Raw genomic sequence first — 20984 nt, forward strand, 5'->3', positions numbered from 1 at the left:
GGGTGCCCGGGTGCGCGGGGGCGCGCAGGCCGGTCACCTTCCGGTGTCGCAGTCGCCGGCGGGCCATCTGCCGGTGCTGTACACGCAGGTCCTGGAAGGCCTGGCGGTGATCGAAAACGGACGGTATCTCGATGGCACGTTCGGTCGTGGCGGTCATGCCCGCGGCGTGCTCGAGCAACTCGGTCCTGGAGGCCGGCTGCTGGTCATGGACAAGGATCCCGAAGCGATTGCGGTGGCCGAGCGCGATTTCGCGCCGGACCCGCGCGTCTCGATCTTCCGTGGCAGCTTCGCCGACCTGCTGCATTGGGATGCCACCGCCGATGGCCTGGACGGGGTGCTGTTCGACCTCGGCGTGTCGTCGCCGCAGCTGGATGTGGCCGAGCGCGGTTTCAGCTTCGGCAAGGACGGCCCGCTGGACATGCGCATGGACCCGGACAGCGGCGAGAGCGCGGCGCAGTGGCTCAATCGCGTTGAAGAGCGTGAGCTCATGGATGTGCTGTGGACCTACGGCGAGGAGCGCCAGGGCCGCCGCATCGCCCGCGCGATCATTGCGCGCCGCGACAGGCAGCCGTTCGCCCGCACTGCCGAACTGGCCGAGCTGATCGCCTCGGTGATGCCGCGTGGCAAGGACAAGATCCACCCGGCCACGCGCAGCTTCCAGGCCATCCGCATCCACATCAACCGCGAACTGGCTGACCTCGAAGCCGGCCTGGACGCGGCAATGGCGCGGCTCAAGCCCGGTGGCCGGTTGGCGGTGATCAGCTTCCACTCGCTGGAAGACCGCATCGTCAAGCAGTTCATGAACCGTCATGCCAAGGCCCCGCCGACCAACCGCCGGCTGCCGGAACTGACGGCGTTCGTGCCGACGCTAAACCTGATCGGTGGCGCCATCAAGGCCGACGACGACGAGCTGGCGGTCAACCCGCGCTCGCGCAGTGCCGTGCTGCGTGTCGCCGAAAAGCGTGCGGTGGCCGGATGAGCCGCCTGCTGCTCATTGTGCTGCTGGCCTGCACGATCGCCTCGGCGATCGGCGTGGTGTTCATGCGCCACCGCCACCGCCAGACCTTTGTGGAGCTGTCCAAGGTCGAGCGCGCGCGCGATGAGCTCAATATCGAATTCGGCCGCCTGCAGCTGGAGCAGGCCACGCTGGCCGAAGCGACCCGGGTCGATCGCGTTGCCCGCGAACGCCTGGGCATGAAGTTCCCCGAGGCCGCCGACGTCGTGGTGGTGCGCCCATGAGCAAGTCCGGCCGCAACCGTGCCCGCAACAGCTTCAACCTGCGCCAGCGCCTGAAGTGGGTGGGTCTGGCACTGGGCCTGTGCTCGGTGTCGCTGGTTGGCCGCGCCGCCTACGTGCAGATCATCAACAGCGAGTTCTACCAGCGCCAGGGCGAAGCCCGCTACCTGCGCGAGCTGCCGATCAACACCTCGCGCGGCATGATCACCGACCGCAACGGCGAGCCGGTGGCGGTGTCCACCCCGGTCGCCTCGATCTGGGTCAATCCGCAGGAACTGCTGCGCGAACCCGAGCGCATCCCGGAGCTGGCCACCGCGCTCGGCATGCCGCTGGACGAGCTCAACGCCCGCCTGGCGCAGAAGGCCGACAAGGAATTCATGTACCTGCGCCGCCGGATCAACCCCGACGACGCCGAGAAAGTGGTGGCGCTGAAGATCCCCGGCGTCGCCTCGCAGCGCGAGTTCCGCCGCTTCTACCCGCAGGGGGAGGCGATGGCGCACGTGCTGGGCTTCACCAACATCGACGACCGCGGCCAGGAAGGGCTGGAACTGGCCTTCGACGAGTGGCTGCGCGGCAAGCCCGGCGCCAAGCGGGTGATCCGCAACCGCAAGGGCGATACCGTCGAAAGCGACCTGCTGCGCCCGGCCGAACCCGGCAAGGACCTCACCCTCAGCATCGACCGCCGCATCCAGTTCCTGGCCTTCAAGGAGCTGCGCAATGCACTGATCGCCAACAAGGCGGCCGGTGGTTCGATGGTGATCATGGATGTGGCCACCGGCGAAGTGCTGGCGATGGTCAACCTGCCGACCTACAACCCCAATTCGGTCGGCGGTGCCGCGCCGGACACGCGCCGCAACCGCGCGGTCACCGATCTGGTCGAGCCCGGTTCGACCATGAAGCCGTTGACCATCGCCTCGGCGCTGCAGTCCGGCGTGGTCACCAAGGACACCATCGTGGACACCAATCCCGGCTACATGGCCGTGGGCCGGTTCACCATCAAGGACGTGCCGCGCAACAACGGCGTGCTCAACGTCACCGGCGTGATCACCCGCAGCTCGAACATCGGCGCCGCCAAGATCGCCGCCAGGATGCCGGACCAGGTGTTCTACGATCACGTCCACAGCTTCGGTTACGGCGTGGCTCCGCACAGCGGCTTCCCCGGCGAATCGGCCGGTGTGCTGAAGCGCCCCGCCCGGTGGGACGGTGCCACCAAGACCACCATGTCCTACGGCTATGGCCTGAATGTCACGCCGCTGCAGATCGCCACTGCGTACTCGGCGCTCGGCAACGGCGGCAAGCTGATCGCGCCCACCTTCGTGAAGGGACAGCGCAACGAAGGCAAGCAGATCATCGACGAGAACATCGCCAAGGAAGTGGTGGCGATGATGGAAACCGTGGTCACCCAGGGCGGCGCCAAGCAGGCGGCGGTGCTGGGCTACCACGTGGCCGGCAAGACCGGTACCGCGCGCAAGACCGGTCCGGGCGGATACGAGCGCGGGCATTACAACGCGCTGTTCGCCGGGGTCGTGCCGGCCAGCAACCCGCGCTTCGCCACGGTGATCGTGATCAATGACCCGCAGGCGGGCAAATACTACGGCGGCCTGGTGTCGGCACCGGTGTTCCACAACGTCATGGAAGGCGCGCTGCGCCTGATGGACGTGCCGCCGGACGATATCGAGTCCTGGCTGGCCGCGCAGCAGTCCGGAAAGATGGGGCACTCCGCCTCGATCCTGCCGGCGCCGCCGGCCGAGGTGGTCCTGCCGGCCGATGCCGCCGCTGAATTCGATGCCGCGCTGCCCAGCGCGCACGCCACGACGCCCCCCGCGCAGGGAGGCACGCAATGAGCCAGACGATGTTGCTTTCGCAGTTGATTCCCGACGTGGCGCTGCCCCACGACCCGACCATCACCGGGCTGGTGCTGGACAGCCGCGCGGTGCGCCCGGGCAATGCCTTCGTGGCCATCGCCGGCTTCGGCGCGCACGGGCTGGGCTTCGTCGAGCAGGCACGTGCTGCCGGCGCGGGCGCGATCCTGTTCGATCCGCCGGCCCCGGCCGAGCTGCCGGCCCCGGCCGACGCGATCGCGGTGCCGGGCCTGCGCATGCGCATGGGCGCGATGGCCGACCAGTTCCACGGTCACCCCTCGCGCGCGATGACGATGGTGGGAGTGACCGGCACCAACGGCAAAACCTCCACCGTGCAGCTGCTGGCCCAGGCCTGGCACCTGCTTGGCACCCGCAGTGGAAGTATCGGCACGCTGGGGGTCGGACTTTATGGTGATGTGGTGCCGACCGGCTTCACCACCCCGCTGGTGCTGCAGATGCACGCCGTGCTGGCGCAGCTGCGCGATGGCGGCGCGCAGGCAGTGGCGATGGAAGTCAGCTCGCACGCGCTCGACCAGGGGCGGGTGGACGCGGTCCACTACGACGTGGCGGTGTTCACCAACCTCACCCGCGATCATCTCGACTACCACGGCGACATGGCGCAGTACGGTGCGGCCAAGGCCAAGCTGTTCCACCGCGCGGGCCTGAAGGCCGCGGTGGTCAACCTCGACGACCCATTCGGCAGTGAACTGCTGCGCACCCTCGACGCCGGCGTGCAGCCGGTCGGGGTCAGCTCGCGCGGCGCGCAGCAGGCCGCGGTGCGTGCCGATTCGCTGACGCTCGACGGTCGCGGCATCGCCTTCGACCTGGTCGTTGGCGGTGAACGCCACCCGGTGCAGTCACCGCTGCTCGGCCGCTTCAACGTGGACAACCTGCTGGCCGTGGCCGGCGCGCTGCTGGCGCTGGACCATGCCCCGGCCACGATCGCCGCGCTGCTCTCGCAGCTGCAGCCGATCGCCGGCCGCATGAACCGTCTTGGCGGTGCGAACGGCCAGCCCACCGTGGTGATCGACTACGCCCATACCCCCGACGCGCTCGAACAGGCGCTGGCCAGTCTGCAGGGCCACCTGGCCGGGCGGCTGGTGTGCGTGTTCGGCTGCGGTGGCGAACGCGATACCGGCAAGCGCCCGCAGATGGCCGCCATTGCCGAACAGCACGCCGATGTGGTGATCGTCACCGACGACAACCCGCGCGGCGAAGACGGCGATGCCATCGTTGCCGACATCCTGGCCGGGCTGCGCGCGCCTGACGCCGCCATCGTGCAGCGCGACCGCGCCGCCGCGATCACCCGGGCGATCGGCCTGGCGGGCGCCGGCGACATCGTGCTGATCGCCGGCAAGGGTCATGAACCCTACCAGGAGATCGCCGGCGTGCAGCATCCGTTCAATGACACCGAGGTGGCCGCACGCGTCCTGGCGGCATCGCATGGGGAGGCGGCACGATGAAGCGCACGCCGCTGTCACTGATCGCCCACTGGGCCGGTGGCGAGATCCACGGTGAAGACACCGCGATCGACGCCATCAGCAACGATACCCGCACCCTGGCCCCCGGCAGCCTGTACGTGGCGCTGCGTGGCGAGCGCTTCGACGGCCACGACTTCGCCGCCGACGCCGTCGCGCGCGGCGCGTCGGCCATGCTGGTCGAGCGCCTGCTCGATGTGGCGCTGCCGCAGATCGTGGTCGCCGACAGCCAGCACGCGCTGGGTCGGATCGCCGCCGGCATGCAGCGTGACCGCCAGGCCGAGGTGTTCGCCATCACCGGCAGCAACGGCAAGACCAGCGTCAAGACCCTGCTGCTGGCGATCCTGCAGCAGGTTGCGCGCGAAGAAGGGCGCGTGGTGTATGCCAACCCCGGCAACCTCAACAATGAAATCGGCCTGCCGCTGGCGCTGATCGACGCCCCCGAAGACGCGGACTACGCGATCTACGAGATGGGCGCGGGCAAGCCGGGTGACATCGCCTACCTGACCGACATCGTGCGCCCGCGCTATGCGCTGGTGAACAACATCGCGCCGGCGCATCTGGAACGCATGGGCAGCCTGCAGGGCGTGGCGACCACCAAGGGCGCCATCTACGCCGCGCTGCCGGCCGATGGCGTGGCGGTGATCAATGCCGACGACGCCTTCGGTGCCTGGTTCGAACAGCACGTGGTCGGCCAGCCGCCGCGCAGCCGCGTGCTGCGCTACGGCCTGGACCACAGTGCCGACATCACCGCGCTGTCGGTGCGCCTCAGCGTCTCGGGCAGCCGGTTCGTGCTGTCCACTCCGCAGGGCCAGGCCGAAATCGTGCTGGCGTTGCCGGGCCGCCACAACATCGGCAACGCGCTGGCCGCCGCATCGCTGGCGCTGGCGGCCGGCATCACCCTGGCCCAGGTCGCCGCCGGTCTGGCGCGCGCCGAGCCGGTGCCGGGCCGTCAGGTCGCGCACGTGCTGCCGGGTGGCGCGGTGCTGATCGATGACAGCTACAACGCCAACCCCGGTTCGCTGGCCGCCGCCATCGATGCGCTGGCCGCCGCCGGCGACGAAGGCTGGCTGGTGCTCGGCGACATGCGCGAGCTCGGCCCGGACGGCGAAGCGCTGCACGCGCAGGCCGGCCGTCGCGCGCGCGACGCCGGGCTCAAGCGGCTGTACACGCTGGGCACGCTGAGCGCCGCCGCGTCGGCCGCTTTCGGCGACGGTGGCCGCCATTTCAGCGACCACGACACCCTGGCCGCTGCACTGGCCACCGAACTGCATGCTGGCGTGCGCTGCCTGGTCAAGGGCTCGCGCGGCAGTGCGATGGACAAAATTGTCAAAGCGCTGCTGGCGCGAGGAGAGGAAACCCCCAATGTTGCTTGAACTGGCCCGATGGTTGCAGCAGTTGGAGAGCCTGTTCGGGCTGTTCGGCTATCTGACTCTGCGCGGCATCCTCGCGGCGCTGACCGCGTTGTTCCTGTCGCTGTGGCTGGGGCCGGCGATGATCCGCAGGCTGGCCCAGTTCAAGGGTGGCCAGCCGATCCGTACCGACGGTCCGCAGACCCACTTCTCCAAGGCCGGCACGCCCACGATGGGCGGTTCGCTGATCCTGCTGACCATCACCCTGTCAGTGCTGCTGTGGGCCGATCTGCGCAACCGCTATGTCTGGGTGGTGCTGGCGGTGATGCTGTGCTTCGGCGCGATCGGCTGGTACGACGACTGGATCAAGATCGTGCGCCGTGACCCGAACGGTCTGAAGTCGCGCTGGAAGTACCTGCTGCAGTCGATCTTCGGCCTGGCCGCCGGCCTGTTCCTGTTCTATACGGCCGATGTACCGGCCGCGATGACCTTCTATATCCCGATGTTCAAGTCGGTGGCGCTGCCGCTGGCCGGCATCAGCTTTGTGGCCATCGCCTACTTCTGGATCGTCGGCTTCTCCAACGCGGTCAACCTGACCGACGGCCTGGACGGGCTGGCGATCATGCCGACCGTGCTGGTCGCCTGCGCGCTGGGTGTCTTCGCCTACGCCTCGGGCAACGTGGTGTTCTCCAGCTACCTGCAGATCCCGCAGATTCCCGGCGCCGGTGAACTGGTGATCATCTGCGCGGCCATCGCCGGCGCGGGCCTGGGCTTTTTGTGGTTCAACACCTACCCGGCGATGGTGTTCATGGGCGACATCGGCGCGTTGGCGCTGGGCGCGGTGCTGGGCACGATCGCGGTGATCACCCGCCAGGAACTGGTGCTGGTGATCATGGGCGGTGTCTTCGTTGTCGAGACGCTGTCGGTGATGATCCAGGTCGCCTCGTTCAAGCTGACCGGCAAGCGCGTGTTCCGCATGGCTCCGATCCACCACCACTTCGAACTGAAGGGCTGGCCGGAACCGCGCGTGATCGTGCGCTTCTGGATCATTTCGGTGGTGCTGGTCCTGATCGGCCTGGCCACGTTGAAGGTCCGCTGATGAACGATCTGTCGCGCCAGGCAACCCGCCTTGAAGCCATCGGAGGCCACTTCGACAAGTGGCTGCTGGGCGCGATCATCGCGCTCACCGGGCTGGGCGTGGTGATGGTCGCGTCCAGCTCGATCGCGTTGATGAGCAGCCCGTTCTACTACCTCAACCGCCACCTGATCTTCCTGGCGGTCGGCATCGGGCTGGCCATCGTGGCCATGCGTACCGAGCTCAAGAGCATCGAGCAGTACAACCAGATCCTGCTGCTGGGCTGCTTCGCCCTGCTGGTGGTGGTGTTCATCCCCGGCCTGGGCAGCAGCGTCAACGGTGCCCGGCGCTGGATCAACCTGGGCATCTCCAAGTTCCAGACGGTCGAAGCGGTCAAAGTGCTCTACATCGTGTGGCTGTCCAGCTACCTGGTGCGCTTCCGCGACGAGGTCAACGCGACCTGGCCGGCGATGCTCAAGCCGCTCGGCGTGGCCGGCGCGCTGGTGGTACTGCTGCTGCTTCAGCCGGACTTCGGTTCTTCCACCCTGTTGCTGGCGATCACCGCCGGCATGCTGGTGCTGGGCGGGGTGAACATGCCGCGCATGTCCATGCCGGTGGTCATCGGCATGGTCGGCATGAGCGCACTGGCGATCATCGAGCCGTACCGCATGCGCCGCATCACCTCCTTCCTGGCCCCGTGGGCCGACCAGCAGGGCGACGGCTACCAGCTGTCCAACGCGCTGATGGCCGTGGGCCGCGGCGAGTGGACCGGCGTGGGCCTGGGCAACTCGGTGCAGAAGCTGTACTACCTGCCCGAAGCGCATACCGACTTCATCTTCTCGGTGACCGCCGAGGAGCTGGGCTTCCTCGGCACGTGCCTGATCATCGCGCTGTACGCGCTGCTGGTGGGCCGCACCTTCTGGCTGGGCATGCGCTGCGTGGAGATGAAGCGTCACTTCTCCGGCTACATCGCCTTCGGCATCGGCCTGTGGATCAGCATGCAGAGCTTCGTGTCGATCGGGGTCAACCTCGGCATCCTGCCGACCAAGGGCCTGACCCTGCCGCTGATCTCGTCCGGTGGTTCCAGTGTGCTGATGACCTGCGTGGCGATGGGCCTGCTGTTGCGCGTGTCCTATGAGCTGGACCGCGCCGAGCGGCGCCAGGCCGTGCGCATGGGCGCGCCCGAGGGCGACGACGGTGCCGCTGCGGCCGACGCGCCGACCAGCGCCACGGCCGTCGCCGCCGCCCTGCAGGATGCCCCGCGCGACAGCTCGCCGCGCGGCACCAGCCGCATGCAGCAACGCATCGAACCGACCCTGGGGAGGATGGGATGAGCCTGCCCGTTGCCCCTTCCGAACGCCCGGTGATGATCATGGCCGGTGGTACCGGCGGCCACATTTTCCCCGGCCTGGCCGTGGCGCGCGTGCTGCGCGAACGCGGTGTGCCGGTCACCTGGCTCGGCGCCGATGGCGCGATGGAAACCCGCCTGGTGCCGCAGCACGGCATCCACATCGACACGTTGGCCATCAGCGGCCTGCGCGGCAAGGGCACGCTGGCCCTGATCGGTGCGCCGTGGCGCCTGCTGCGCGCGGTGCGTGCCGCCGGCTTCCTGATCCGTGACCGCCAGCCGCGTGCGGTGATCGCCTTCGGTGGCTTCGCCTCCGGTCCGGGTGGACTGGCCGCGCGCCTGCACGGCCTGCCGCTGCTGGTGCACGAACAGAACCGCGCGCCGGGCCTGACCAATCGCGTGCTGTCGCGCGTCGCGCGGCGCATCCTGACCGGTTTCCCGGGCAGCTTCGCCGCGCGCGAGGAAGCGGTGGGCAATCCGGTGCGCGCCGAGATCGCCGCGATCGCCATTCCCGAATCGCGCCTGGCCAACCGCCAGGGGCCGCTGCGCCTGCTGGTGCTTGGCGGCAGCCAGGGTGCGCGCGCGTTGAACAACGCCGTGCCCAAGGCGCTGGCGGCACTGGGCGCGCGCGTTGCCATCGACGTGCGCCACCAGAGCGGCGAGAAGCTGCATGCCGAAGCCGTCACTGCCTACCGCGAGGCTGGCGTAACCGCGCAGGTGGACGCGTTCATCGCCGACATGGCCGAAGCGTACGCCTGGGCCGACCTGGTGGTGTGCCGTTCCGGCGCGTCCACCCTGGCCGAGCTGTGCGCGGTGGGCGTCGGCAGCGTGCTGGTGCCGTTTGCGGCCGCCGTCGACGATCACCAGACCCGCAATGCGGAGTACCTGGTCGAGCGCGGCGCGGCCGTATTGCTGAAGCAGGATGAAACGCTGGCAACGCACCTGCAGGGCGTGCTGCACGAATTGTCCGAAAATTCCGCCCGACGCATGCAGATGGCAAATGCCGCGCGTGCCCTGGCCAAGGTCGATGCCGCTGAGCGCATCGCCGACATCATCCTCGAGGAATCCAAATGAACACCGCACCGCGCCACGGCGCAGGCCCGACGCGAGGCCGCGCATGATCCGCCGCCTGCACGACACCAACGACCTGGTACGCGCCTTCCCGCGCGTGCACTTCGTTGGCATTGGCGGCACCGGCATGAGCGGCATCGCCGAAGTGATGCTGACCCTGGGCTATGAAGTGTCCGGCTCGGACAACGCCGACAACGCCGCGACCCGCCGCTTGGCCGGCCTGGGCGCGCGCGTGATGCGCGGCCATTCCGCCGCCAACGTGCTCGGCACCGACTGCGTGGTGGTCTCCAGCGCGATCCGCGAGGACAACCCGGAACTGATGGAAGCGCGCAGCCAGCGCATTCCGATCATGCCGCGCGCGGCCATGCTGGCCGAACTGATGCGGTTCCGTCGTGGCATCGCCGTCGCCGGTACCCACGGCAAGACCACCACCACCAGCCTGACCGCGGCGGTGCTGAGCGAGGGCGGGCTGGACCCGACCTTCGTGATCGGCGGCCAGCTGCTGGCTGCCGGCGCCAATGCCAAGCTTGGCAGCGGGCAGTGGCTGGTGGCCGAGGCCGACGAAAGCGATGGCAGCTTCCTGCGCCTGAACCCGCTGGTGTCGGTGATCACCAACATCGACGCGGACCATCTGGAGAACTACGGCAACGACTTCTCGCGGGTCCAGGCCGCCTTTGCCGAGTTCCTGCAGCGCCTGCCGTTCTACGGGCTGGCGGTGCTGTGCATCGACGATCCGGAAGTGGCCGCCCTGGCCGCACAGACCCCGCGCCATGTCATGAGCTATGGCATGAGCGGCACCGCCGACGTGCGCGCCGAGGACGTGGTCCAGGACGGCCCGCGCATGCGCTTCACCCTGCGCCTGCCGGAGGGCAGCAGCCACCCGGTGACGCTGGCGCTGCCGGGCAGGCATAACGTGCTCAACGCGCTGGCCGCCGCCGCGGTCGGCTGGCAGCTCGGTGTCGCCCCGGAGGCCATCGCGCGTGCACTGGAAGGCTTCGCCGGCATCGGCCGTCGCTTCAACGACCTGGGCATCGTCACCACCCGCACCGGCGCCAAGGTGCGCGTGATCGACGACTACGGCCACCACCCGCGCGAGCTGGCTGCGGTATTTGCCGCCGCCCGTGGCGGCTGGCCGACCCAGCGCCTGGTGGTGGCGTTCCAGCCGCACCGTTACAGCCGTACCCGCGATCAGTTCGACGCCTTCGCCGCGGTGCTGTCCGAAGTGGACGCGCTCGTGCTGAGCGAGGTCTACCCGGCCGGCGAGGCGCCGATCCCCGGCGCCGATTCGCGCTCGCTGGCCCGTGCGATCCGTGCGCGCGGCCGCAGTGAGCCGGTCGTGGTCGGCCAGGCGGCAGAGCTGGCGCACGTGCTGCCTGACGTGCTGCAGGACGGCGACCTGCTGCTGATGATGGGCGCCGGCGACATCGGCTACGTGGCCCAGCACATCGCGGTGGACGGTTTCCAGGAGGCACCGGCCGAATGAGCGCATTCGTGTTTCCCTCGCTGCGCATCACCGACCCGGCCGCCTTCGGCCGCGTCGCGGTGCTGCTCGGCGGCAGCTCCAGCGAGCGCGAGGTATCGCTCGATTCCGGCCGCAACGTGATCGAGGCGCTGCGCGCCCGTGGTGTCGATGCGACCGCCGTGGACGGCATTCCGGCGCTGGCCCAGGCCCTGGCCGAGCGCCGCTTCGACCGTGTGTTCAACATTCTCCACGGCCACAACGGCGGGGGCGAAGACGGCATCGTGCAGGGGCTGATGGAGGCCTTCGCCGTGCCGTACACCGGCTCGGACGTGCTCGGCTCGGCGCTGAGCATGGACAAGATCCGCACCAAGCAGGTGTGGCTGGCACACGGCCTGCCGACCCCGCGCTTCGTGTCGATCGGCACCGGTGCCGATGTGCATGCGGCCGCGCGCGAGCTCGGTCTGCCGGTGGTGGTCAAGCCGGCCAATGAAGGCTCCAGCGTGGGCATCAGCCGGGTCACCGAGGAATCGGGCCTGGACGAGGCCGTGGCGCTGGCCGTGCGCTACGACGGCCAGCTGCTGATGGAGCAGATGGTGGTCGGCGATGAGCTGACCGTGGCCATCCTCGGTGATGTCGCGCTGCCGTCGATCCGCATCGTGCCCAAGGGCCAGTGGTACGACTACAACGCCAAGTACATCGCCGAAGACACCCAGTACCTGTGCCCGGGTCTGGAGGGTGAGGACGAGATCGAGATCCGGCGCATCGCACTGGCGGCGTTCCGCGCCGCCGGCTGCAGCGGCTGGGGCCGTGTCGACGTGATGCGCGATCGCAGCAGCGGCCGCTTCTACCTGCTCGAGGTCAATACCGCCCCGGGCATGACCAGCCACTCGCTGGTGCCGAAGGCAGCCCGTCAGGCCGGCATCGACTTCGAGGAACTGGTCTGGCGCGTGCTGGAGCAGACCGTGGAGGTGCGCTCCGCATGAACGCCGTGCTGCGCATCTTCGTCTGGTTGCTGGCCCTGTCGCTGGTGGCGCTGCCCGTGGTGGCGGTGCTCAACGGCTGGGTCGGCGCCGAGCGCTGGCCGCTGGCGAAACTGCGGGTGCACGGTGAATTCAAGCGCGTGCCGGCCGAACAGCTGCAGCAGGTGGTCCTGCCCTATGCCAGGGCCGGCTTCTTCGCGGTCAAGCTGCAGGACGCCCAGGACGCGATCGAAGGCCTGCCGTGGGTGGAAAGCGCGCAGGTTCGCAAGCAGTGGCCGGACGTGCTGGAAATCCGCCTGGTCGAACACAAGCCCTTTGCGCACTGGGGCAAGGACCGGCTGCTGTCCGAGCAGGGCAAGCTGTTCGCCACGCCGCGCAAGCTGCAGGACGTCGAGCTGCCCGACCTGGACGGCCCGGACACCCAGACCGCCGAAGTGGTGGCGCTCTACAACGATGCGCGCGCGCTGTTCGCGCCGGCCGGGGTGGACGTCAAGCGGGTCACGATGGACGCGCGCGGCAGCTGGTCGCTGCTGCTGAGCAACGGCACCGAAGTGGTGGTCGGCCGCGACGATGCGCGCTCGCGCCTGCAGCGCTTCGTGCGCGTGCTGCCGCAGCTGGCCAGCCAGCAGGCGCCGATCGAACGCGCCGACCTCCGATATACCAATGGTTTCACGCTGAGCTGGGGCACCCCGGCCCCGGCCGCGCCGGCCGCACCGGCCAATGTGGCGCACAGGACGCAGGACAGGACATGAATCGCAAGGGTGACAAATCGCTGATCGTCGGCTTGGACATCGGCACCTCCAAGGTGGTGGCGCTGGTCGGCGAGTACTCGCCGGGCAATCCGATCGAGGTCATCGGCATCGGTTCGCACGAATCGCGCGGCCTCAAGCGCGGCGTGGTGGTGGATATCGAGTCCACCGTTCAGTCGATCCAGCGTGCGGTCGAAGAGGCCGAGCTGATGGCGGGCTGCGAGATCCGTTCGGTGTATGCCTCGATCTCGGGCAACCACGTGCAGTGCAAGAACTCGCCCGGCATCGTGCCGATCCGCGATGGCGAAGTGACCTGGGGCGACCTGGACCGCGTGCTCGATGCGGCCAAGGCCGTGGCGATCCCGGCCGACCAGAAGATCCTGCATGCCATCCCGCGCGAGTACGTCCTGGACGATTCGCAGGAAGGCATCCGCAACCCGGTCGGCATGACCGGCGTGCGCCTGGAAGTACATGCGCACCTGGTGGTGTGCGCGCAGTCGGCCGCGGCCAACATCTCCAAGTGCGTGCAGCGCTGTGGCCTGCAGGTCGACGACCTGGTGCTGTCCTCGCTGGCCTCCAGCGTGGCGGTGCTGACCGCCGACGAGCGCGAGCTGGGCGTGGTGCTGGTCGACATGGGCGCCGGCACCACCGATCTGGCCGTGTTCGTGCAGGGCGCCATCTGCCACACCGCCTCGCTGCCGATCGCCGGCGACCACGTCACCAACGACATCGCGCATATGCTGCGCACGCCGACCCCGGAAGCGGAGCAGATCAAGGTGCGCTATGCGTGCGCCCTGGCCCAGCTGGCCACCGCCGAGGAAAGCATCCAGGTGCCCAGCGTCGGCGATCGTCCGCCGCGCCGGATGCCGCGCCATGCGCTCGCGCAGGCGGTGCAGGGTCGCTACGAGGAAATCTTCGAGATGGTGCAGGCCGAACTGCGTCGCTCCGGATTCGAGGAACTGGTGCGCGCCGGCATGGTGCTCACCGGCGGTGCCTCGAAGATGGAAGGCGTGGTCGAACTGGCCGAGGAAATGCTGCAGATGCCGGTCCGCGTGGGCATCCCGCAGCATGTCACCGGGCTCGGCGAAGTGGTGGGCAACCCGGTGCACGCCACCGGCGTGGGCCTGCTGCTGATGGGCAGCCAGATCGAACACCCGCGCCGTCCGTCGCTGCCCACCGGGCGCGCGGGCAGCATGTTCAAGAAACTCAAAACCTGGTTCCGGGGCGAGTTCTGACGCCCCCGCGGTACAGCCGACTGTTGGTCGGCTGGTTCAACACCGGCCTTGGCCGGCGCTTCAAACAGCAACACACAACCCACACAGCCGCAACGGCAACATGCAGCGCGAAGGCAGGACGCCTGGACGCCCATGCCACCCAGAAGCGGATACAACGAGGACACGGACATGGCGCATTTCGAACTGATTGAAAAGATGGCACCCAATGCGGTGATCAAGGTGATCGGCGTGGGCGGCGGCGGCGGCAACGCCGTGGCGCACATGGTGAGCACCAGCGTGGACGGCGTGGAGTTCATCACCGCCAACACCGATTCGCAGGCCATCAAGAACTGCGGCGCCAAGCTGCAGCTGCAGCTGGGTACCAACGTCACCAAGGGCCTGGGCGCCGGCGCGAACCCGGAAGTCGGCCGCCAGGCCGCGCTGGAAGACCGCGAGCGCATCATGGACGCCCTGCAGGGTGCGGACATGGTGTTCATCACCGCCGGCATGGGCGGCGGTACCGGCACCGGTGCCGCACCGGTGGTGGCACAGCTGGCCAAGGAGATGGGCATCCTGACCGTCGCCGTGGTCACCAAGCCGTTCCCCTTCGAAGGCCGTCGCCGCATGCAGGTCGCGCTGAAGGGCATCGAGGAGCTGAGCCAGCACTGCGACTCGCTGATCACCATTCCGAACGAAAAGCTGATCACCGTGCTGGGCCGCAATGCCACCATGATCCAGGCCTTCCGTGCCGCCAACGACGTGCTGCAGGGCGCCGTGCAGGGCATCGCCGACCTGATCGTGCGTCCGGGCCTGATCAACGTCGACTTCGCCGACGTGCGCACCGTGATGTCGGAAATGGGTCTGGCGATGATGGGCACGGGCACCGCGCGTGGCGATGACCGCGCCCAGGCCGCTGCTGAAGCCGCCATCCAGAACCCGCTGCTGGACGATGTGAACCTGGCCGGCGCCAACGGCATCCTGGTCAACATCACCGCCGGTGCCGACTTCACGATGGCCGAGTTCGACGAGATCGGCCGCACCATCGATGGCTTCGCGTCCGAAGACGCCACCGTGGTGGTGGGTACCGTGCTCGATCCGGACATGCAGGACGAAGTCCGCGTGACCGTGGTGGCCACCGGCCTGAACCGTGTTGTCAGCGCCAAGACCCAGCGTCCGGGCGAACGCGCGCCGATCAAGCTGGTCCGCAACGCCACCACCGGCCAGCCGGAGTTCGGCGAGTTCGACACCGGTGGCGATGCCGTGTCCAAGGCGGTGGGTGGCATGGGTCTGGGCCTGCGTCGTCCGAGCGCGGATACCGTGGCGCCGTCGTCGTCGTCCTCCTCCTCGGGCCCGGCCGCGGCCGAGCTGCCGAACGATTACCTGGACATCCCGGCGTTCCTGCGCCGCCAGGCGGACTGAGGAACGCCCACCCGGGGTCTTGTCCTCCCCGGTGAGCGCCTCCATGTCCCATGCTGCCGGGCCAGGATCGGCCCGGCAGTCTGCCGCCCCGTCGCCACGACCCTGTGTCATGGCCCCTCGGCGGTGGTATCGATGCACCCCGGTTCAGAAAGGGGTGGCGGTACTGCGTGTTATTCTTGTTTGTCACTTGTCGCGCTGACTGCGCGCTATCCGGCCTGGCCCCATGATTCCGCAACGCACCCTCAAGAACACGATCCGCGCCACCGGCGTTGGCCTTCACAGTGGCGACAAGGTCTACATGACCCTGCGCCCGGCCCCGGTCAATCACGGCATCGTGTTCCGTCGCGTGGACCTGGACCCGGTGGTGGAAGTCCCCGCCCGTGCCGATCTGGTCACCGAAGTGACCCTGTGCACCGGCCTGACCCACCACGACGCCAAGATCCAGACCGTCGAACACCTGATGTCGGCCCTGGCCGGCCTGGGTGTGGACAACATCATCGTGGAGCTGTCCTCGGCCGAACTGCCGATCATGGACGGTTCTTCCGGCCCCTTCGTGTTCCTGCTGCAGTCGGCGGGCATCGCCGAACAGGACGCGCCGAAGCGGTTCATCCGCATCCTCAAGACGGTTGAAGTGACCGACGGCGACAAGGTCGCCCGGTTCGAACCGTATGAAGGCTACAAGCTTGGCTTCACCATCCAGTTTGACCACCCGATGATTCCCGCCAAGCAGTCGCGCGCGGAGATCGAGTTCTCGACCCTGGCCTACACCAAGGAAATCTCCCGCGCGCGCACGTTCGGTTTCATGCGCGACCTGGAGTACATGCGCGAACGCAATCTCGGCCTGGGTGGCTCGATGGACAACGCCATCGTGCTGGACGAGTTCCGCGTGCTCAACGATGACGGCCTGCGCTACGCCGACGAGTTCGTGCGCCACAAGATTCTCGATGCGATCGGCGATCTCTACCTGGCCGGTGGCCAGGTCCTGGGCGCCTATGAAGGGTTCAAGTCGGGGCATGCCCTGAACAACAAGCTGGTGCGCGCGCTGCTGGCCGATGCCTCGGCGTGGGAGTGGGTGAGCTACGAATCGCCGGCCGCTCCGGCCCCGGTGGCGTATGGAATGCCCGCCTACGCGTAAGATGGTTTTTGCAAGCCATTGAAATGAAAGAAAAAACAACGGCGCCGATGGCGCCGTTCGCGTATCCGGACCGGACGCCCGCGCTGGCGTTGACGTGAATGAACCGTGGGGGTGCCTACGTCACGGATTTGTGAACCCGATCAATTTATCGTCGATGTTTAACGCGTTTCTAACAAAACGCTAACGACTGGGCGACCATCCACCGCTACGATGCTGGCCGGCTCCCTGCCAAGTTCACATGCTCGTGACGCGGCGGGGAAGGGGCTGGATGCCCCGATGCAGTCAGGAGGTGGAGGACGAATCCACGTCGTGCAGACAAGCCAAGGCGTCGCGTAGCCCTTTGTGCGTGGCGGCTGAAACTGCGTGGGGGCCATTCCGGTTGTCGAGCGCTGGGGAGCGCGGTGGAGGGGCAGACGCAGTCTTGACGGTCACCTTGGTGACTTTCAGCCCGATGGACCGGGCCGCGTCGATGAGCTGGGCTTCGGCAAGCCGCACCTTGGCATGCCAGACCGGGGACTCGACGAGAAAAACGAGGTGTTCGCCGTTCACATTCGCCAGCCGGCAACGGGTGGCCAGGGTGGGCGGCAAATGGGGGCGCAACTGCCGGTCCAGCGCATCGAGCCACAAGGCTCGGCGCAACGGGTTTCCGGATTTGTCCGCCATGACTGCATCCAGCGCCGGTTTCGGTGTTGAAGCAGGACGGGCACTGGATTTCGGCTCAGACATGAAAACTCACTGATGGCATTCAAAAAGATCGTAATCAAAACGCGTGAAGGACAGGCCAAGACGCCGCTGGCGCGTTTGCGTTTCTACTTCGAGGATCGACCCCGGGCCCTGCTGGGCAGTGTACTGGGGGTGGGCTGCCTGATCGGCTTTGGTGCCGGTATTGGTGGCAGCATGTTCAATGATTCCCGCCTCCACGCCAAGGTCGCCCAGCAGGAGCGCGAGCTGGCACAGGCCCGGAAAGACGCCCAGACCCAGGTCAACGCGCTGGCAGCGCGGATGGGCGAACTGCAGGCGCAGGCCACCCGTCTCAACGCCCTGGGCGAACGACTGACCCAGATGGGCAAACTGGAAGACGGCGAATTCGACTTCAACGAGACCCCCGGCCTCGGTGAAGGTGAAGCCGGCCCGACCCAGGACATCCCGGTCAGCGCGGTCAATGCCGACTTACAGGTGCTGGAGCAGCGCTTCGCTGCTTCAGGCCGCCAGCTGTCGGTGATGGAGTCGCTGATGTTCGACCACCAGCTCGAACAGAACGCCGTTCCGGGTCGCATGCCGATCCGCAACACCTACATCACCTCCAATTTCGGTACCCGCAGCGATCCGTTCGGTCGCGGTGCGGCCACCCACAAGGGCATGGATTTCCACGCCCGCGTTGGCGATCCGGTGATGTCCGTGGCCGACGGCGTGGTCAGCTTCGCCGGGGTCAAGGGCGGTTACGGCAACGTGGTCGACGTGGACCACGGCAATGGCTATGTGACCCGCTACGCGCATAATTCGCGCCTGGTGGTGAAGCCCGGCGATCTGGTCCGGGCCGGTCAGGAAGTGGCCAAGGCCGGTTCCACGGGCCGTTCCACCGGTGCCCACGTGCACTTCGAGGTCTGGGAAAACGGGCAGGTGGTCAATCCCCGCAAGTTCCTGGGCGATGGCGGCAATACCCCGGTCGGGCGCGTTTCGCGCGGCTGATCCACTTGGGCGGGGGTGCTTGAAACGTACGCCCCCCGTCCCAAGCTACAATGGGTGTTGCCATAGACAGGGCGCAGTGCGCCCTGTTTCGTTTGCGGCCGATGGCTCCCCGTGGGGAGCCTCGCCGTTGGGGCGTCTCATTCCAACCGGTTCCTTCAATGATCAACAGCCTGCTTACCCGCGTCTTCGGCAGTCGTAATGAACGACAGCTGCGCCAGCTCAACCGCATCGTCGCCAAGATCAATGCGTTGGAGCCGGACATCGAAAAGCTCTCCGACGAGCAGCTCAAGGCCAAGACGCCGGAATTCAAGCAGCGCATCGCCGACGGTGAAGCCTTGGACAAGGTCCTCCCGGAAGCGTTCGCAGTCTGCCGCGAGGCCAGCCGCCGCGTGCTCGGCATGCGCCACTACGACGTGCAGCTGATCGGCGGCATGGTGCTGCACCTGGGCAAGATTGCCGAAATGCGCACCGGTGAAGGCAAAACCCTGGTGGCGACCCTGCCGGTCTACCTCAATGCGCTGGAAGGCAAGGGCGTTCACGTGGTGACCGTCAATGACTACCTGGCCCGCCGCGACTCGGCCCAGATGGGCAAGCTGTACAACTGGCTGGGCCTGAGCGTGGGCGTGGTCTATCCGGGCATGCCGCACAGCGACAAGCGCGAGGCCTACGGCAGCGACATCACCTACGGCACCAACAACGAATTCGGCTTCGACTACCTGCGCGACAACATGGCGCTGTCGCGCGCGGACCGCTACCAGCGCGGCCTGCACTATGCGATCGTCGACGAGGTCGACTCGATCCTGATCGACGAAGCCCGTACCCCGCTGATCATCTCCGGCCCGGCCGACGACTCCCCGGAGCTGTACATCCGCGTCAACCGCGTCGTGCCGCACCTGATCAAGCAGGAAGCGGAGGACGGCGAGGGTGACTTCTGGGTCGACGAGAAGGGCAAGCAGGTGCACCTGTCCGAAGCGGGCATGGAGCACGCCGAGCAGCTGCTGGTCGAGGCGGGCATCCTCAACGCCGAGACCGAAGGCCTGTACGCCGCGCAGAACCTGACCGTGGTGCACCACCTCAATGCCGCCCTGCGCGCGCATGCGATCTACCAGCGCGACGTCGATTACATCGTGCGCGACGGTGAAGTGGTCATCGTGGACGAATTCACCGGCCGCACCCTGGCCGGCCGCCGCTGGTCCGATGGCCTGCACCAGGCGGTGGAAGCGAAGGAAGGCGTGCCGGTCCAGCGTGAGAACCAGACCCTGGCGAGCATCACCTTCCAGAACCTGTTCCGCATGTACAAGAAGCTGTCCGGCATGACCGGTACGGCCGATACCGAAGCCTACGAATTCCAGAGCATCTACAACCTGGAAGTGGTGGTCATTCCGACCAACCGTCCGACCATCCGCAAGGATGCGCCCGACCAGGTGTTCCTCAACCGCAACGGCAAGTTCAATGCGGTGCTGGCCGACATCCAGGACTGCAACAAGCGGGGCCAGCCGGTGCTGGTGGGCACCACCTCGATCGAAACCTCGGAGATGCTCTCCGAGCACCTGCGCAAGGCCGGCGTGCACCACGAAGTGCTCAACGCCAAGCAGCACGACCGCGAAGCCACCATCATCGCCAATGCCGGCATGCCCGGTGCGGTGACCATCGCCACCAACATGGCCGGTCGCGGTACCGACATCGTGCTGGGCGGGTCGCTGGAAGCGCAGCTGCATGAGCTGGGCGAAGAAGCCACGCCCGAGCAGCGCGCCCAGGTCAAGGCCGCCTGGCAGGAGCGCCACGACCAGGTCAAGGCTGCCGGTGGCCTGCACATCGTGGGCACCGAGCGCCATGAATCGCGTCGTATCGACAACCAGCTGCGTGGCCGTTCGGGCCGCCAGGGCGACCCGGGTTCCTCGCGCTTCTACCTGTCGCTGGAAGACAACCTGATGCGCATCTTCGCCTCGGACTGGGTCCAGAAGGCGATGCGCATGATGGGCATGAAGGAAGACGACGTCATCGAAGATCGTCTGGTCAGCCGCCAGATCGAGAAGGCGCAGCGCAAGGTCGAAGCGCACAACTTCGACATCCGCAAGAACCTGCTCGACTTCGACGACGTCAACAACGACCAGCGCAAGGTGATCTACGCCCAGCGCGACGAGCTGCTCGATGCCGAGTCGGTGAAGGACAATGTGGACGGCATCCGCGGCGACGTGATCTACGACATCGTCGCCCGCTTCGTGCCGCCGAATTCGATCGACGAACAGTGGGACCTGCCGGGTCTGGAGGCTACGCTGGCCGCCGACCTGGGGCTGCAGATGTCGCTGACCGACCTGGTCAAGTCGCACGAGGAGCTGGACGCCGAGGGCATCGCCGAGAAGGTGCAGGCCCGTGTGGACCAGCACTTCGCCGAGAAGGAAGCCGGTGTCGGCGACGAGACCATGCGCGCGCTGGAAAAGCACGTGATGCTGACCGTGCTCGACCAGAGCTGGAAGGAACACCTGGCCCGCATGGACTACCTGCGCCAGGGCATCTACCTGCGCGGTTACGCGCAGAAGCAGCCCAAGCAGGAGTACAAGAAGGAAGCCTTCGAGCTGTTCTCGGACATGCTGGAGAACGTCAAGCGCGAAGTGGTGACCCTGCTGGCGCGCGTGCGCATCCGCAGCGAAGAAGAAGTGGCGGCGCTGGAAGCGGCCGAACGCCAGCAGGCCGAAGCGCGTCTGCTGCAGTCGCAGTTCCAGCACCAGGACGCCGGCGGCTACAGCGCCGACGAAGAGGCGGCGGAGGTGGAGGCGGCGCGCAACGGCGTGGGCCAGGTCACCCGCGAAGAGCCCAAGGTCGGCCGCAACGACCCGTGCCCGTGCGGCAGTGGCAAGAAGTTCAAGCATTGCCACGGTCAGCTGACCTGATGCACACGAAGCCCCGCCTCGAG

The 20984-nt window shown here is 67.6% G+C and carries 17 protein-coding genes; 16 read left to right on the forward strand and 1 reads right to left on the reverse strand.

The window, feature by feature from the left end:
* Positions 1-10: 10 nt before the first annotated feature.
* The 14 genes from rsmH (at position 11) to lpxC (ending at position 16381) form a co-directional block, all read left to right on the forward strand.
* A complete protein-coding gene (gene rsmH / locus ACPEH8_RS18060) occupies positions 11-979 on the forward strand; it encodes a 16S rRNA (cytosine(1402)-N(4))-methyltransferase RsmH (RefSeq protein WP_423667788.1) in 969 nt (322 codons plus the stop codon).
* A complete protein-coding gene (gene ftsL / locus ACPEH8_RS18065) occupies positions 976-1239 on the forward strand; it encodes a cell division protein FtsL (protein ID WP_017357228.1) in 264 nt (87 codons plus the stop codon). Before rsmH ends, ftsL begins: the two co-directional genes overlap by 4 nt.
* Positions 1236-3080, forward strand: coding sequence for a peptidoglycan D,D-transpeptidase FtsI family protein (locus tag ACPEH8_RS18070; protein WP_136003670.1), 1845 nt, complete (start codon positions 1236-1238; stop codon positions 3078-3080). The genes ftsL and ACPEH8_RS18070 overlap by 4 nt, the downstream gene beginning before the upstream one ends.
* The gene (locus tag ACPEH8_RS18075) at positions 3077-4561 is read left to right on the forward strand and encodes a UDP-N-acetylmuramoyl-L-alanyl-D-glutamate--2,6-diaminopimelate ligase (protein ID WP_136003672.1); all 1485 of its coding nucleotides are present in this window, start codon (positions 3077-3079) and stop codon (positions 4559-4561) included. Before ACPEH8_RS18070 ends, ACPEH8_RS18075 begins: the two co-directional genes overlap by 4 nt.
* On the forward strand, positions 4558-5952 hold the full coding sequence (locus ACPEH8_RS18080; RefSeq protein ID WP_136003673.1) for a UDP-N-acetylmuramoyl-tripeptide--D-alanyl-D-alanine ligase: 1395 nt from the start codon (positions 4558-4560) through the stop codon (positions 5950-5952). Before ACPEH8_RS18075 ends, ACPEH8_RS18080 begins: the two co-directional genes overlap by 4 nt.
* On the forward strand, positions 5942-7027 hold the full coding sequence (gene mraY, locus ACPEH8_RS18085) for a phospho-N-acetylmuramoyl-pentapeptide-transferase (protein WP_017355440.1): 1086 nt from the start codon (positions 5942-5944) through the stop codon (positions 7025-7027). Before ACPEH8_RS18080 ends, mraY begins: the two co-directional genes overlap by 11 nt.
* Positions 7027-8337, forward strand: coding sequence for a putative lipid II flippase FtsW (gene ftsW / locus ACPEH8_RS18090; protein ID WP_423667727.1), 1311 nt, complete (start codon positions 7027-7029; stop codon positions 8335-8337). Before mraY ends, ftsW begins: the two co-directional genes overlap by 1 nt.
* Positions 8334-9425, forward strand: coding sequence for an undecaprenyldiphospho-muramoylpentapeptide beta-N-acetylglucosaminyltransferase (murG, locus tag ACPEH8_RS18095; RefSeq protein ID WP_017355442.1), 1092 nt, complete (start codon positions 8334-8336; stop codon positions 9423-9425). The genes ftsW and murG overlap by 4 nt, the downstream gene beginning before the upstream one ends.
* A 43-nt stretch (positions 9426-9468) precedes the next feature.
* A complete protein-coding gene (gene murC, locus ACPEH8_RS18100) occupies positions 9469-10905 on the forward strand; it encodes a UDP-N-acetylmuramate--L-alanine ligase (protein WP_017355443.1) in 1437 nt (478 codons plus the stop codon).
* Entirely contained in the window at positions 10902-11867 is a 966-nt protein-coding gene (locus tag ACPEH8_RS18105) for a D-alanine--D-alanine ligase (protein WP_136003675.1), read from the forward strand. The genes murC and ACPEH8_RS18105 overlap by 4 nt, the downstream gene beginning before the upstream one ends.
* On the forward strand, positions 11864-12616 hold the full coding sequence (locus tag ACPEH8_RS18110; protein WP_017355445.1) for a cell division protein FtsQ/DivIB: 753 nt from the start codon (positions 11864-11866) through the stop codon (positions 12614-12616). Before ACPEH8_RS18105 ends, ACPEH8_RS18110 begins: the two co-directional genes overlap by 4 nt.
* Entirely contained in the window at positions 12613-13848 is a 1236-nt protein-coding gene (ftsA, locus tag ACPEH8_RS18115; RefSeq protein WP_017355446.1) for a cell division protein FtsA, read from the forward strand. Before ACPEH8_RS18110 ends, ftsA begins: the two co-directional genes overlap by 4 nt.
* Before the next feature lie 168 nt (positions 13849-14016).
* The gene (gene ftsZ / locus ACPEH8_RS18120) at positions 14017-15246 is read left to right on the forward strand and encodes a cell division protein FtsZ (protein WP_017355447.1); all 1230 of its coding nucleotides are present in this window, start codon (positions 14017-14019) and stop codon (positions 15244-15246) included.
* Between the two features lie 223 nt (positions 15247-15469).
* Complete coding sequence (lpxC, locus tag ACPEH8_RS18125; protein ID WP_017355448.1) at positions 15470-16381, forward strand: UDP-3-O-acyl-N-acetylglucosamine deacetylase; 912 nt, start codon at positions 15470-15472, stop codon at positions 16379-16381.
* A 282-nt stretch (positions 16382-16663) separates the two neighbouring features.
* On the opposite strand, the gene ACPEH8_RS18130 is transcribed toward lpxC, so the two are convergent.
* Positions 16664-17107: a DUF721 domain-containing protein gene (locus tag ACPEH8_RS18130; protein ID WP_026070670.1), complete on the reverse strand. Its 444-nt coding sequence runs from the start codon at positions 17105-17107 to the stop codon at positions 16664-16666.
* A 12-nt stretch (positions 17108-17119) separates the two neighbouring features.
* On the opposite strand from ACPEH8_RS18130, the gene ACPEH8_RS18135 reads away from it, so the two are divergent.
* Positions 17120-18070 carry a M23 family metallopeptidase gene (locus ACPEH8_RS18135; RefSeq protein ID WP_017355450.1) on the forward strand — a complete coding sequence of 317 codons (951 nt, stop codon included), beginning with the start codon at positions 17120-17122 and terminating at the stop codon, positions 18068-18070.
* Between the two features lie 158 nt (positions 18071-18228).
* Positions 18229-20961: a preprotein translocase subunit SecA gene (secA, locus tag ACPEH8_RS18140; protein WP_017355451.1), complete on the forward strand. Its 2733-nt coding sequence runs from the start codon at positions 18229-18231 to the stop codon at positions 20959-20961.
* Positions 20962-20984: the final 23 nt, after the last annotated feature.

Source organism: Stenotrophomonas sp. NPDC077461, from assembly GCF_049545475.1.
In the GTDB taxonomy this organism is placed as follows: Bacteria; Pseudomonadota; Gammaproteobacteria; order Xanthomonadales; family Xanthomonadaceae; genus Stenotrophomonas; species Stenotrophomonas nematodicola.